11 protein-coding genes are annotated in these 14,089 nt (G+C 44.5%); 3 read left to right on the forward strand and 8 right to left on the reverse strand.

Translation table 11 applies throughout. From position 1 onward, the window contains the following. Positions 1–7: 7 nt before the first annotated feature. The 4 genes from KDW99_RS00760 to KDW99_RS00775 form a co-directional block, all read right to left on the reverse strand. Complete coding sequence (locus KDW99_RS00760) at positions 8–1,081, reverse strand: ABC transporter ATP-binding protein (protein ID WP_255827435.1); 1,074 nt, start codon at positions 1,079–1,081, stop codon at positions 8–10. Then, positions 1,078–3,312: an ABC transporter permease gene (locus KDW99_RS00765; RefSeq protein WP_255827436.1), complete on the reverse strand. Its 2,235-nt coding sequence runs from the start codon at positions 3,310–3,312 to the stop codon at positions 1,078–1,080. Before KDW99_RS00765 ends, KDW99_RS00760 begins: the two co-directional genes overlap by 4 nt. An 84-nt stretch (positions 3,313–3,396) precedes the next feature. Continuing rightward, positions 3,397–4,428, reverse strand: coding sequence for an ABC transporter substrate-binding protein (locus KDW99_RS00770; RefSeq protein WP_255827437.1), 1,032 nt, complete (start codon positions 4,426–4,428; stop codon positions 3,397–3,399). A gap of 184 nt (positions 4,429–4,612) precedes the next feature. Continuing rightward, positions 4,613–5,638, reverse strand: a complete 1,026-nt coding sequence (locus KDW99_RS00775) for a LacI family DNA-binding transcriptional regulator (protein WP_255827438.1) — start codon at positions 5,636–5,638, stop codon at positions 4,613–4,615. A 305-nt stretch (positions 5,639–5,943) separates the two neighbouring features. On the opposite strand from KDW99_RS00775, the gene KDW99_RS00780 reads away from it, so the two are divergent. From KDW99_RS00780 to KDW99_RS00790, 3 genes are all read left to right on the forward strand, one after another. After that, positions 5,944–7,929 carry a HAMP domain-containing methyl-accepting chemotaxis protein gene (locus tag KDW99_RS00780; protein ID WP_255827439.1) on the forward strand — a complete coding sequence of 662 codons (1,986 nt, stop codon included), beginning with the start codon at positions 5,944–5,946 and terminating at the stop codon, positions 7,927–7,929. A gap of 103 nt (positions 7,930–8,032) precedes the next feature. Next, positions 8,033–8,275: a DUF1272 domain-containing protein gene (locus KDW99_RS00785; protein WP_255827440.1), complete on the forward strand. Its 243-nt coding sequence runs from the start codon at positions 8,033–8,035 to the stop codon at positions 8,273–8,275. Positions 8,276–8,420: 145 nt separating this feature from the next. Then, on the forward strand, positions 8,421–8,891 hold the full coding sequence (locus KDW99_RS00790) for a hypothetical protein (RefSeq protein WP_255827441.1): 471 nt from the start codon (positions 8,421–8,423) through the stop codon (positions 8,889–8,891). A gap of 76 nt (positions 8,892–8,967) precedes the next feature. On the opposite strand, the gene KDW99_RS00795 is transcribed toward KDW99_RS00790, so the two are convergent. The 4 genes from KDW99_RS00795 to KDW99_RS00810 all read right to left on the reverse strand — a co-directional run bounded on the left by KDW99_RS00795 (position 8,968) and on the right by KDW99_RS00810 (position 14,055). Beyond that, a complete protein-coding gene (locus KDW99_RS00795; protein WP_255827442.1) occupies positions 8,968–10,350 on the reverse strand; it encodes a histidine-type phosphatase in 1,383 nt (460 codons plus the stop codon). A gap of 161 nt (positions 10,351–10,511) precedes the next feature. Then, positions 10,512–11,318, reverse strand: coding sequence for an ATP-grasp domain-containing protein (locus KDW99_RS00800; protein ID WP_255827443.1), 807 nt, complete (start codon positions 11,316–11,318; stop codon positions 10,512–10,514). Between the two features lie 115 nt (positions 11,319–11,433). Next, positions 11,434–11,871, reverse strand: coding sequence for a hypothetical protein (locus KDW99_RS00805; RefSeq protein ID WP_255827444.1), 438 nt, complete (start codon positions 11,869–11,871; stop codon positions 11,434–11,436). 222 nt (positions 11,872–12,093) lie between these two features. After that, the gene (locus tag KDW99_RS00810) at positions 12,094–14,055 is read right to left on the reverse strand and encodes a phosphatase PAP2 family protein (protein ID WP_255827445.1); all 1,962 of its coding nucleotides are present in this window, start codon (positions 14,053–14,055) and stop codon (positions 12,094–12,096) included. Positions 14,056–14,089: the final 34 nt, after the last annotated feature.

Genomic DNA, 14,089 nt, shown 5'->3' on the forward strand with positions numbered 1-14,089 from the left:
CTCCACTCTAAGCTGTCTTAACTAACGCAAGACCGCGATTTGAAAACGCAATAGACACATCGGAACCGACGGGAATTGCTTGCTCAACACGATAGTCGATGATGAATAAGCTACCCACTTCGGAATCAACATCGTATTGCATTTGGTTGCCTAAATAAGTGGCTCGTCTAACGCTACCTTTGAGTCCAGTGGACTGCTGGTCTCGCATGGATAAACGCACAGAACTTGGATGTACTGCTAATTGCACACGGCCTTTGTCAAATCCTCGTTGCGGTAAAGAGCAGCTCAACGAGCCAACGGCAACTTCTGCGGTCTGTCCGTCGGTGGTAATGATGTCTGCCTCGATAAGATTGGCGTCACCAATAAAATCAGCAATAAAGCTTGAAGCAGGTGCTTCGTAGAGTTCACGTGGGCTACCTTCTTGGGCAATGACTGAGCGATTCATTACGATAATGCGATCCGATACAGCCAGCGCTTCTTCTTGATCGTGAGTCACATAAACTGCAGTTAACCCTATTTTTTGCTGAAGTTCGCGAATTTCTTCCCGAACATGGCGACGTAATTTGGCGTCTAGGTTTGATAGCGGTTCGTCTAGCAGAAGCACTTCAGGTTCTAGAACTAATGCTCGAGCCACAGCAACACGTTGTTGCTGTCCGCCGGATAGTTCACTCGGGTAACGCTGTCCGTAGCCTGCCAAGCCAACCAGCTCCAATCCTTCTTCGCTCTTTTCCTTGGCTTCGATTTTATTTACACCGCTGGCATTTAGGCCATAGGCGACATTTTCGGCCACCGTCATATGCGGAAATAAAGCATAGGATTGAAACACCATACTGACGTCTCTATCTGTGGCAGGTAGATGCGTGACGTCTTTATTCCCAATCATTATGCGGCCGGAGGTTGGATGCTCTAACCCTGCCAACATGCGCAAAGTGGTGGTTTTCCCACAGCCGCTTGGTCCTAATAACGTGACAAGATTGCCTGGCTCTATGGTGAAAGACACGTTATCAATGGCAGTAACATTGCCAAAGGTTTTAATGACGTTTTCAAAGCTCACTGAGCCTGATTTGTAATGGAGACTCATGCGTGTTTCTCCTTAAGAGAAGGGCCGGAAGTAGCCGATGATTGATTTAAGTGAGAGATAGCGTTGGTACGTCTTAAACGACGCTCTCCCACAAATAGATTGATTGCGACAATGGCTGTTAGCATCACTAAAATCAGCACACTACAGTAGGCGATGGCAATGCCATACTCACCGTTTTCGACCAAGCCGATAATGTAAGACGTCGCCATATTGTGATCCGCACTAACGAGAAAGATGACAGCACTGACGGAAGTAATAGCTCGTACAAAGCTGTAGACCAAAGCGGCAATAATGGCTGGTCGTAGTAGAGGAAGTATGACGCGTCGGAAGGTCATTAAGCTGTTTGCGCCTAAGGTTAAAGAGGCTTCGTCTAGGCTTTTGTCTAACTGGCTCATAGCGGCGATACCACCACGTACACCAACAGGCATATTACGGAAAACAAAACAGATAATCAGGATCACGCCTGTGCCAGTAAGCTCTAGCGGTGGTACGTTAAAGGCAAGGATGTAACTGATACCAATCACTGTACCGGGAATGGCGAAGCTCAACATGGTGCCAAACTCAAAGGCATTTTTCCATTTGAATTGTTGACGTACTAACAAGTAGGCGGTCAGCAAACCAACGAGGGCAGTAAACGGTGCAGCGATGGCGGAAATGCTTAGCGTCGTCCATAAGGAATCCCATGCTGCGCCTTCCCAGATCACACCAAATTCGCCCCATCCGACAGAAAAAGCGTCTTGATAATGCTGCAAGGTAAAGCTGTTATCGTAACCCCAGTTTTGTACAAAACCACCGAACATGATCATGCCGTAAATGACGACGGTTAACGCAGCCCAAGGTAAAGCCGTCATATAACAGGCGAGCTTCATACCATGGTTTAGGCCCATGTAAGCGCCAGAATCCGCCTTGCCTGTGACCGTGGTGTAGGATTTTTTGCCGATCCAATGACGTTGAAGGAAAAAAGCACTCAAAGTAAAGAATAGTAAGAGTATGGCTAAGACCGCAGCGTAACCTTGATCGTTTTGTGCGCCTACAATGGCGAAAAATATCTCTGTAGACAGCACATCAAAGTCGCCACCAAGTACCATTGGGTTACCAAAGTCCGCCAAACTTTCAATGAAGGCGAGTAAAAATGCATTAGCTAAACCAGGGCGCATTAATGGCAGAGATACATTGATAAAGGTTCGCCAACGATCGGCACGTAAGGTCTGAGAGGCTTCTTCCATAGAAGGGCTAACGCCTTCCACCACGCCAATCAATACCAAAAAGGAAATCGGTGTAAAAGATAATACTTGAGCAAGTAATACACCTGGCATGCCATAGAGCCATCGGCCAGGTTCGATATTAAAGACATCGGCGAAGAATTGTGTCACTACGCCAGAACGTCCGAATAATAGAATCAGCGCCAAGCCAATAACAAAGGGTGGCGTGATAATAGGTAAAACAGTGAGCAGGCGTAAGGATCTTTTCCAGCGAAACCCAGTGCGGGTGACGACCAGCGCAAAAGATAAGCCAAGCAGGGTTGTCAATGTTGCTGTCAGAATTGCCAGCGTTAGGGAATTCCACGCAGTACCGCAAGCGTAGCCACCGCTGAGGCAGGACAAGGACCAAATATTATCGCTAAAGAACTTACCGAAAAACGCTGTTGGAGCAAACATGCCGTCATTGTTCATAAAGGCGCTAATTAATACTTGGCTGACAGGGAAAAATACAAATAAGCCAACCAACGCGACGATCAAACCAATGCTTCCGGTGACAAAGACATCACCTTTCAAAAAGCCTGTAGCAGCAAGTCCAGTGGTTAAAAGTATCAGGAAGGACAAACCACATAGCATGGCTCCATAGCCAAAACCATACTGTTGGTATTCTAGTTCGCCAAATAAGGATTCCAGTCCTGCAAATTGCCAACCACTGACGCCAATGGCGAAACCTTGGCCCATCATATAGATAAGGCCAAAAGCGCCAGAATAGATTAGATAGCGGCTGTATCTAGGGTCGCTTTTCGTTAATGAAATTAGGCGCAAAGGTGCAATTAAAGGTAAGGCTAATGGCAGTAACCAAAGTTTATCACCAAGCAAGCCTTGCAGAATTGCAGGGGCGTAGTAGAGGTCAGTAGGATAACCGTCGGTTAACCAGACAAATGACCAAAAGCCATCTTCGAGCAGATACCACGGCATCAGCAAAAAACCGATCCAGCCGAGTAACAGCCACGGAATAAAAGAGTGTTTCACGATCGATACTCCAAACAGTAACTTGAATCTCTGCTGGGACTAAGGCCCAGCAGAGCTCAGGAAAACCAAGGTGCGTCTGAATGATTAACGAGGTAGAGATTTGATCTCATTGTCCCACCGTTGCAGCAAATGTTGGCGCGTGTCCGCAGAGCCGTATTTGGCAAAGTCGTAATCGATCAGTTTTAGCGTATCGAAGTCAAGCGCGCCCGGTGGCGTTGTCGCTGACTTATTGGATGGTACTTGGTAAGCATTGGCTTTTTCAGCCATGGTTTGAATATCTGGGCGCAAGGCAAACTCAGCCCAAATTTTCGCTTCTTTCAGATGGCGAGCACCTTTGACGATACTCATTGAGCCCACTTCATAGCCTGTACCTTCACAAGGTGCGACGGCTTTAACTGGGTAGCCTTTTTTCACTTGTTTTACTATGTCGTGAATAAAAGTAATGCCGATGGCGGTTTCGCCATTGGACGCGGCTTTAATCGGTGCCGAGCCAGATTTTGTATATTGGTTAATGTTTTTATGCAGTTGAGCAAGGAAGTCGAAAGCCTGGTTTTCCCCCATCATTTGTACAAAGGTTGCTAGAGCCGTGTACGAAGTGCCAGATGAGTTCGGGTTGGCTATCTGCACCTCCCCTTTGTAAATCGGCTTGGCTAGATCTTTCCAGCATTGTGGGGCAGGTAGCCCTTTGGATTTTAGGATATCTTCATTGTAGCCAAAACCCAGTGCACCAGCGTAAACCCCGACTGTGCGGTAACCCGATACTTTCGCTTGATTTTGTGCCCAATCACGTAGGTTGGGAAGGGCTTTAGGCTTGTAAACTTGAGTGAGTTTTTCCGCTGCGGCTTGAAGATGAGGATCGCCAGTACCGCCCCACCAAATATCAATTTTTGGATTTCGAGCTTCAGCACGTAGCTGTGCATAAGCTTCGCCAGAACTCTTACGAATAAGAGAGACATCAATACCAGTTTCTGCTTCAAAGCTTGTTTCCATCAAGCTACACCAATCGGTATCTGTGGAGCAAAGAACATTTAGCTTACCTTTGGCCATAGCGGGTGCAGCGCAGAATGCCGCCGCTGTCGCGAAAGCAAGGCTAAGGATATATGGAGAGTTTTTCATTTTTATATTGCCTCCTGATGTTTTAAATAGTTGTGCATACGTATGAACAACTAAATAAGCATACTAGGCAAATCCCGATAGCGAAAGGTAAATTTCAAAAATAGTTTAAGGTGAAATAAAAATTCTATTGTGGTCAATAGGTAACGTATTTCGGTCGGTAAAAATAGTCGCTTTGGTTTCTAAGCTAGTTCGTTATGGGCTTGGCTAAAGTAGAGCGATAAACTAGTTCTGCTGAAATAGCCTGTTTAGTAGGTACTGATGTTGGGTGCTTCAATCTATTTAGCAAAGTTTGTAGCGCTGCTTTTGCTATCTCGTCTGAAGGCTGTCTTACGGTGGTTAAATCATAGGCTTTAAATCTGGCTAGGGCGATGTCATCACAGCCAATGACTCCGATGTCTTCCATATCCTTGGTGGTTATGAGTTGCTTGGCTGCATCTAGAAAGCCACACGCAATATGATCCATACAGAAAAATACGCCGTCGGGTTTATATGCTGAGGCTAAGATTTCCTTGGCCACCTGATAGCCACCATCGTAGTTGCCCGATTCACACAAAACTTCTTTGGCCTGGATTTCGTCATTGCTCACATGAGAGGCTAAATAATTCAGGAAACCTTTAGCACGCATTACACTGCTGAAACTTGGCGTTTTGGCTCGTACAACGATAAGGTTGGTTTTGCCTGATTTCATAAACGCTTCTGCCGCCATAGCACCGGCACTTTCATTATCTAAATTAACGATGTCAGCTTCATCAGAGTGCTCTGTTCGGTTTATCAATACCACTGGAATACCGTATTTTATAAAGGCTTTTCCGATGCTTTCACTAGGTGTTCCCGAGGTAATAATTACACCACTCAGCTGATACTGAATCAGTCCATGTAATTCCTCATCTATGGTTTGTCGATTTGACACATCCATAACCATGGGGCGAAGTCCGGAGTTTTGCACTTCAGCGATCAGTTTATGGAGAAACTCAGAGCGAAAAGGGTCTTCCAAGCCTGCTGTGACAAGGCCAACGAGATCACTACGTTGTTTTATCATGGTCTGCGCAGCTTTATTGATTTGATAGCCAAGCTGCTCGGCGGCAGCAAAAACACGCTGGCGAGTCGCCTCCGAAATTCTACTATTGGAGTCAAAACTACGCGATACCGTAGATTGGGAGACGCCTGCCAAAATGGCGACATCGGCAGAAGTGGCATTGCGCTTGTTCATTTTTTTGCTTTAATCCATTTCGCACAAGAAAGCTTGGGTAGTTTTGAGGCCGCTCGTTACATCTTTGATAAAACGATTAGTTGAGCAATTATTTATCAGCTATCAGGTTAAAACATTTAGTATAAAAAAGGCTATTTTTAAATTCATTATATAAATTTGTTTGAAGTTTCCATTGATTTTAAGGGGTCTTGTTAGCGCTCTATTAATGACGGTTACAAATAATTACATTTCTTTTCGCTTCATATTAGATTTGACCTTCTATTTTTAGATTGGGATGTCTCGTTATTCAATTTGAGGTAAAGGAAATGCTCACTTTTTCAAGAAAGTTATTCTTAGGTTTTTCGGTTGTCATTCTTCTGTTAGCTATTGTCGGCTCCACGTCGTATTTTGCTTTAACTAATACATCAACGGGTTTTGAAGAATACCGCTCTCTGGCGAGAGCGACTAATGCTGTTGGCCGTGTACAAGCCAATATGCTGATGGTTCGTATGGAAGAGAAGAGTTACATAGCGACAGGACATGTGAAAGACAAAGAGGCATTTGATTTTTATTGGGGGAAAACTCAGGACTTAATTGATGACGCATCAAAAGACCTTCATAAACCGGAAGGTAAAAAAATTATAGGTGAGTTGGAAAATTCATTGAAAAACTATGTTGCTGGTTTTGAACAAGTTGTCACGTTCAAAGAGCGAAGAAACGTCTTGTTTAATAATAGTTTGAGTACTGTAGGTCCTGCGATCGAAAGTAACCTGACCCAAATATTAGTTTCTGCAAAAGACGATGGTGATATGGCGGCGGCTTACAATGCGTCATTGGCAACAAGAAGTTTGCTGCTTGCGCGTTTGTATGTAATGAAGTTTCTGGATTCCAACGAGCAAGCAGCTGTTGATCGAGTCGATCAGGAATTTACGGACCTAGATGGACAATTAAAAACCCTAGAAAGTGAATTGAAAAATCCTGCCCGCAAAGCCTTAATAGCGACCGTTATTCAAGATGTAGCGACCTATAAACAGTCATTTTCCGAAATAGTTTCTGTTATCGTCGCGCGTAATAAAATTATCAACGAGACATTAAATCCAGTTGGGACTGAGGTTACTCAGCTGACAGAAGGCCTGAAGTTAGATATTAAGAAAAACCAAGACATACTTGGCCCACAACTGATAGATAGCAATGAAACCGCCATGTATGTGATTGAGGCGATTGTCGTTATTGCGATTATATTGGGTGGTGTAATTGCTTGGTTGATTACTCGTTCTACCACGTCGCAATTAGGTGGTGATCCTGCGTTGGTAACGAATGTTGTTCGACGTGTCGCTGATGGGGATTTAGAAGTTTATTTGCCGAATAATAACGAACAAGAAGCCAGCTTATATGCCGCGATTCAGAACATGGTGAAGAGCTTAAAGGCCAAAGCGGTTCTAGCTCAAAAAATCGCCGATGGGGATTTGACGGCAAAAGTGGTTTTGGCATCAGACAAAGACAGCCTTGGGCAAGCCTTGCAAGACATGGTGAAGAATTTAAATACGATTCTCATGGATATTCAGAATGCAGGCGATCAAATTGCTGCTGGCAGTTCACAAGTATCAATCTTCAGCCATTCTCTTGCTGAAGGTGCGACTCAACAAAAAGACAACTTACAGACGATTTCGGCGGCATTGGAACAGTTGTCAGTGCAAACCAGTGAAAACGCCGAAAGCGCTAAAGAGGCGAATCTGCTAGCTGATAAAGCTCAAAAAGCGGTCGTTGAAGGCCAAGCACAGATGCGAGAAATGATTACAGCGATGAATGAAATTAAAGGCGCTGGAGAAAGTATTGCTGGCTTTATTAAGACGATTGATGAAATCGCCGAGCAGACCAATTTACTGGCGCTTAATGCGGCGATTGAAGCGGCAAGGGCGGGCGAGCAAGGACGAGGCTTTGCTGTTGTGGCCGATGAAGTGCGTGGCTTGGCTTCTAGAAGCACAGGGGCCGCGGCTGAAACGGCGAAGTTGATACAGCTATCATCGTCTAAGACCGCAAATGGTGTGGCTATTGCTGAAAGCACAAATAAATCGCTTCAGGCAGTGTTTGACGGCATTAGTGAAACATCGGCCATTGTTGCAAAGATTGCCTCTGCCAGCGGTGAGCAAGCTTTGGCGGTGAATGAAGTCACCCAAGCCATGTCTTCTGTTGGTGACGTTGTTGAGTTAAATGCAGCGGGTTCTGTTGAGGGGGCTGCCGCAGCGGAAGAACTCAATGGTCAAAGTACGGCGATGAAACAAACGATGGCGCGTTTTACCCTAGCGAGTTGATCGTTAACTAGCTATTTTCGGTTTATTGTTCGCCACCTATAAGGTTTGGGTGGCGTTTCAATACTTTAGATAGTTATTTTTCGAGAATGCTGAAGGGTGACGTATGCTAGCGCTAAGACCAAATTGCGAGTGTTGTGATAAGGATTTACCACCGTCGGCTGCAGATGTCATGATTTGCAGTTTTGAATGTACTTTCTGCCTCGATTGCGTTCAGACTAAGCTTCCTAATGGCCGCTGCCCAAACTGTGGTGGCAACTTAGTCTCAAGGCCTATTCGCCCCGCCAATAAACTGGCAAACAATCCTCCTTCTAATAAACGCGTGCTTTCTGAATGCAAAGCTAAATAGGGCTTGTTTATTGTTTAGAGTACCGAAGTATTGTTGATAATTATTTGCGATAAGTTTTGTTTAAATTATCCTTAGTGTTATTTTAAGTATGCGGCTTACTGTTATCGTTTGAACCGCTATAAAAATAATAACAAGGAGAAGGGCTGTGAAAACGAAAATCACCCTAATGTTTGTCATCGGTTTACTTTGCTCGCCTGCGATGTTTGCAGCGTCCCCTTCCATTAACGAACTGAACTCGTGTCTTGCTCTGGTGGAGTTTGTAGATACCAAACTGGATAACTTTTCCGATCATCATTCCTCGGAAGATATGGTTATCGTTCACCGCGGTTTATCCGGCTATAGAAATTTTTTGCAGGATGACGTGATCACGCCAAAGTTATTAAGCATGTATGGCGGTAACGAAGCGCAAGCCAAGCTGATGCAGAAGCTTTTTGATAGACAAAAAAACACCTTTTTTAAGCACCTTAATGAAAGGTATTCAGAGAAAAAGCTCTTTACAGAATACGCTGCGGCCATAAATGACTGTACGGCTTACACTCGAATCAGAGCGGAAGTTGCCAAGCCTTTGAATGTTGCGCTTGATAAGATGATCGTGATGGCCAGACAAGTGAAGTAATAGTTTGAGTGTTTCAATATAAAAAAACAGCCATGTGTGCGGTGAAGCATCTTGGCTGTTTTTTTATGAACGTTTTTTATCGTTTATTGTAGCAACGTGTTAACTCAGAAAATTGATAAAAATAACTGCCAGCGCTAATGGGTTTACAGCTGTCTTTGAACGCGATTTCTTGCTCGTTATAAAGCATTTTTACCAACAAACTACCCGTTTGATTGCGATAAACATCCCATTGGATATTTGCACTGTACGGAGCGACCCAACCGCCGCGCCAAGGGCTAGTTTGCAAGGTATAACCAAGGTCACGTGACACGCCGGCCTCGCTGCCTTTTAACTGCATTTGCGCAGCAAACGGAATGATGGTTTCTGCATGGGCAAAACGTATTTTAGCGGCTTTGGTGTTTGTGCCGTCTTGCACGCCTTTGATTTCATTGAAGAAGTCATCTTCTAATACCGACGCCATTTTGTAGGTGATGTTGGTGTCGGAGAAGCTTGGGCCTTTCTCATAGAAATCTTCCCCATCCAGCACATAAGACAACCATTGAGATTCTTTTGGTGTGATGAATTGAGTGAAGTTCCATGGTTGTGTGCCAGCCTCGCCGGCTAAACCAGGGGCAATTAGATAAAGATTAAACAGTTGGATCGCCGCTTCCACATCGTTGTAAACGCTGGCTTTCTTCTTACCAACTTTCAGAAAAGACAATTGACCTGCTTCAAGCTGATCAACAAAAGCCGGCTTGTAAACACGCTCTAGCATTTCTCGTGCGACTTGATGGGTTTTAGGTTGATCAAATAAGTGTTCAATAGCTTCCCGTAACTGCGGGTTTTCATCCTTGTAGTTTTGATAATCTTTGTTGTTGTCTTGTTTGTGGAAATAGAGCTGAGCCTTGTTTTTAACTGGCTTGCTGATGAGTGGTGCTAGGGCCGGATTGATGTTTTCTAAGCCTTGGACAAAAGCTAAACCACTGTCTCTAGCACGATCTTTCCCGGAGTATTCAAAGGCGATCTGTTGCTGATTTTTCACCGCACGATTGAGTAAACTGGCGTTGCGCTGTGCCATGCGTTCACCGATATGAATGTGTTCCTGTTTGCCCAACTCGGATAAGTTGCCGTAGCCCATTTTTTTATTGGCAGCCATTAAACGTGCAATTTCAACTCCCAAGCGTTCACCCAAAGGTGTTAGTGCATTTTGTTCTTGCGCTGCTTGCCAGATTTTCAAGCTGATGTCGTCGTATTTTGGGCTCGAAAGCGCGCGCGAACCGTGGCGAGCGACTAATTCGGTGTAAATCAGTGTGTAGTTATCAGGCACCGAGCTGTAGTTTTCTGCACTTTCTTGCGGAACATAAACGGATTTTGTCCCATAAATATAAGAGTCAGTAGAAGCGTTTGGTGTTGTGCCAACTGAGCTGCAGCCAGTTAATGCTAGCATGCCGAGTATAGGAAGAAATGTCCTAGTATCCAAAACAAAGTCCTTATGAGTGGGGATGATTTTTTATCGGTGAATATTAGTCATGTTATGTGACGTAATGATGACGTGACACACTCTAGGGTTATTTGTATTTTTGCTATATTGCGCGTGAATCTTGCAAAGTATGATTAACCTTTGCAAGATTGATCGGTTAATTAAAATCCGATTGGCTGATCTGTGAATGTGGCGGTCGATAGTAAATGCTGTTCATTAAGGTAATTAAGCAGTTCCGTATTCACATCCTGTTGAATATTTTGCAGTCCTTGATTACCAAAAATACGATTAATTTCAATCACATAAGGTACAGATCCGACCATGGCGATATCGAACCCCGCGTGGTTGATGTCCAATGATTCGGCCAAATAAGTCACTAAATCTTGAGCTTCTTTTGGAATCAGCGCGACTTTCACTTGTCCGCCTTGGCTGATGTTGTTATGGAAACCATTGTCAGATTGTAGACGCCAATAACCGCTAACAATTTTATTGCCGACCCAAATAACGCGCATGTCTCTGTCTATGGGCAGATACTCTTGCGCATATAATACATCGGTTTGAGCAACGTAATCACGCCATTGGCCAATGGTTTCTATCAAAAAAACGCCATTGCCCATGCTGCTTTTCGGAATTTTTGCCACAAAAGGCGATGGCATGTCATCCCAAATTTTTTCCGCTTCATAAGGTGTGTTAGCGGCAATAATTGTATAAGGGTGTTGTTGCGGCGCAACGGTGCGAAATGTGCGAGTCATTTCGATTTTGTCGTGACCAATCATGTATGACGCAAGACTAGGAAAAATACGCTTTTTCAGCCCGTGAACCAAAGCAGTCAGTTGCCAATACTGGGGAAATAATAACCAATCGGCTTCTTTGATTTCTTCCAAATGGTCGTACATAGACTCAGGTTTTATGTAGCGAACATGGGGTAAGTGCAAGGTTCTTAAGGCATCAAAAGAGATAATTTTCATTTCATATAATCAGTAGCTAAACATGCCGCGATTGTGAGGCTTGATGACTAAAAAAGAAACAAAAAACACCATGGTCAGACACAAAATTGTCTTAATAAATGTGGCTTAATTTCTACTAATGTTCACGAGGTGCGTATTTAAGGAATACTCCCAAAGAAATCAGCAAGAAGCCTGCACTGGCAACAATTGCCACGGGGTAATACAAGTTCCCCGCCATATCGAGTTGGCTATATTTGATCACCATAATCAAGCCTTCTAATGCCATGGCAACACAAACAGTGCCAATAAACCTAGGCAAAGTTCGTCTTAATAAAACAATAACGTCATGTTCATTATCGCTGCCGTATTCCTTATTGATCACCATCGCCAGCTCAAATACAGCAATAGCGATGATGTTGGAATTGATAATCTTAATAATGACTTGGGTGAGGCTTTCGCCGTGATTGTATTCACTGATGGCGCCGGCGAAGCTGGCAATGACAACAAAGCCTGCCAGGGTAAAAAAGATAGTTGAAAATGTTTTGGCAAAGGTTTTTTGGATATTAATATTCATAAGTCATAAATCACCTTGTTGTAGATGCTGCTAACAATAGGGATTCATAACTTAATAACTAGATCAATCAATAGGTTACCGCGATGCTTCCTTGTTGATGACGTGGAATCGTCAGTCTTTACAGATTGTTCTTGTTTGCAGAAATAGGATGGATAGGGCGTATAGGGAAGTAAAAGAGAAGGCGAATGTCTGAATTCGCCTTCTCTTTTAATAGACCAAAAATTATTCTTTAACCAGCAAGGTCAGCCCTGTGTCCTCGTAAAGAACAGAGGCTTTAAACCCTTCGGTGATGACGTTGTTAAACGTCCCTTTAAATTGATCTGCTGATATTAGTTTGATGCGATCACCAACCGATGGAGATTTGTTTTGTCGTTTGACCACAAGATCCCCGCCAGTGATAACCACTGTTCCCTGTATCGTTAGTGGTTGTTCAACAGAAAGAGCAAGCGTTCCGCCTTTCACTAACAAATTGCCTGAACCGAAGGCGTTGCGTGATTGTGCTTCTAACGTACCTTCTTGCAGAACCGTTCCGCCTTCATAGGTATTATTCCCCGTTAAGGTTAGCCAGCCTGTACCTTGCTTGGTTAGTAAGCCTTTGCCACTGATATCATTACGCCACCAGTCATGGGCATTAAAGCGGCCTTTTGCTGCATCCATATTAACTGTTACATCACCTAGAAACGCACCGTAACCATCTGAAGCGGTTACGTAGTCTAAACGCCCCCAACCATTTGATTCATCTAGAACTGGGTAACCAGAATCAATGGATGTTGTGTACAGCACGGCGCGTCGCTGTTCTGCACTTAGGTAAGGTTGTCGTGTTTCTAATATCGCTTCGGCGCCTTTCGGGACAATGGGATCTTGACCTGCTTTACTCTTATCTTGGCTAAAGCCATATGTCATGCGGAAACGGTACAGGGCTTTGTTTCGATCGTGATCAGCCCAACGGTCGTTGTTATCTGCTTGGTGAGCCAGTTCGTACAGCGATTGACTGTTAGAGAGCGTAGAAAAATAGCTTGCGGAGTTTGCGTAAGCCGCTTGTTTGAGTTCGGTATTTTGGCTATTGGTCAGAGCTGCCGCCGCGACGGCTTGAGATTGAATTCGACCTCCAATGACATCAAATGGCGAATGCATACCTGCCACAATCCGGCTTTCACCGAGTTCTGAGCCACGAGTTACCATTTCGGCAAATCGTTCTGGGAAGGCGTATGCATAGGCCCACGAGGCTAAATAGCCAGCATTAGTGTGACCACTTGGAAAAGCACCATCTTTACGGCGGCCGTCTTGGGCTTTGCGACGCTGATATTTAAGCGAAGGAACGATTGCGACCTTGGTATCGTAAAGCTCGAACGTTTTATCGCCTAGTGTTTCTGTATCTGGCACGCCGTCGTTATTGGCATCTAGTGGAATAACCTGCCCTTTGTTGTTCATGCGCCATGGTCGAGGTGAGGCGAAAAGGTATTTAGATGGCGAGGTTGATGCCGAACTTTCACGTAGTAAATGCACGAAATCAACCACCTTACCTAACTTAGACGAAGACAGCCCTTTTGCAGACTCATCATCACCGCCTTCAGAATAATCCATGGTCGCATTGGCATCAAAATAGGCCGGGTCGGATAGGCCTCTGGACACATCGCTTGCTACATGAAGAGGCACGTTTGAATGCACTTCCGCTCCTTCTATATAAGCATTCGTTAATGGTCCAAAGCCATCAATGACGCTGAAATTTTTATCACGCCTATCATCCAAATAGGCATCAAGGGTTTGTTGATAGGTGCGGTTATTGGTGACTTTTACAACATAGGCGATATTTTCTTGCCAAGCGATTGGGTCGAGGATTTTGGCACGACTAAAGTCGGCTGGCCCCTTGCTGTTAGCGTTACCGCTGGCCCATTGTTCGTCTCCTAGCGTCCATACTTGGTTAAATCCAGAGAGCAATTGGAGAATAGGGTTATAGGCAGGGTCGTATTTATTCTTGCCGCCATTGTTTTCAATGTTATCTACTGCAGGCAGAGGAAAGGAAACGTTTGGCACTGGAACGGTTTGCTCGTAGCCCAGTCCTGTTGGAGTACTGTTTGACGAGTTGTATTGCTGGCTTGCACAGGCGCTAAGTAGTGTAATGACACTGATGGCCAGCGCCATGGGTTTTAGTGTGGTATTGATATTTAAGTGCCTTGTTTTCATAAGTTAGAATCTCCATTTTTCTATTTATTAATAC

Origin of the sequence: Marinomonas rhizomae, assembly GCF_024397855.1 — a bacterium.
Classification (GTDB): Bacteria; Pseudomonadota; Gammaproteobacteria; order Pseudomonadales; family Marinomonadaceae; genus Marinomonas; species Marinomonas rhizomae_A.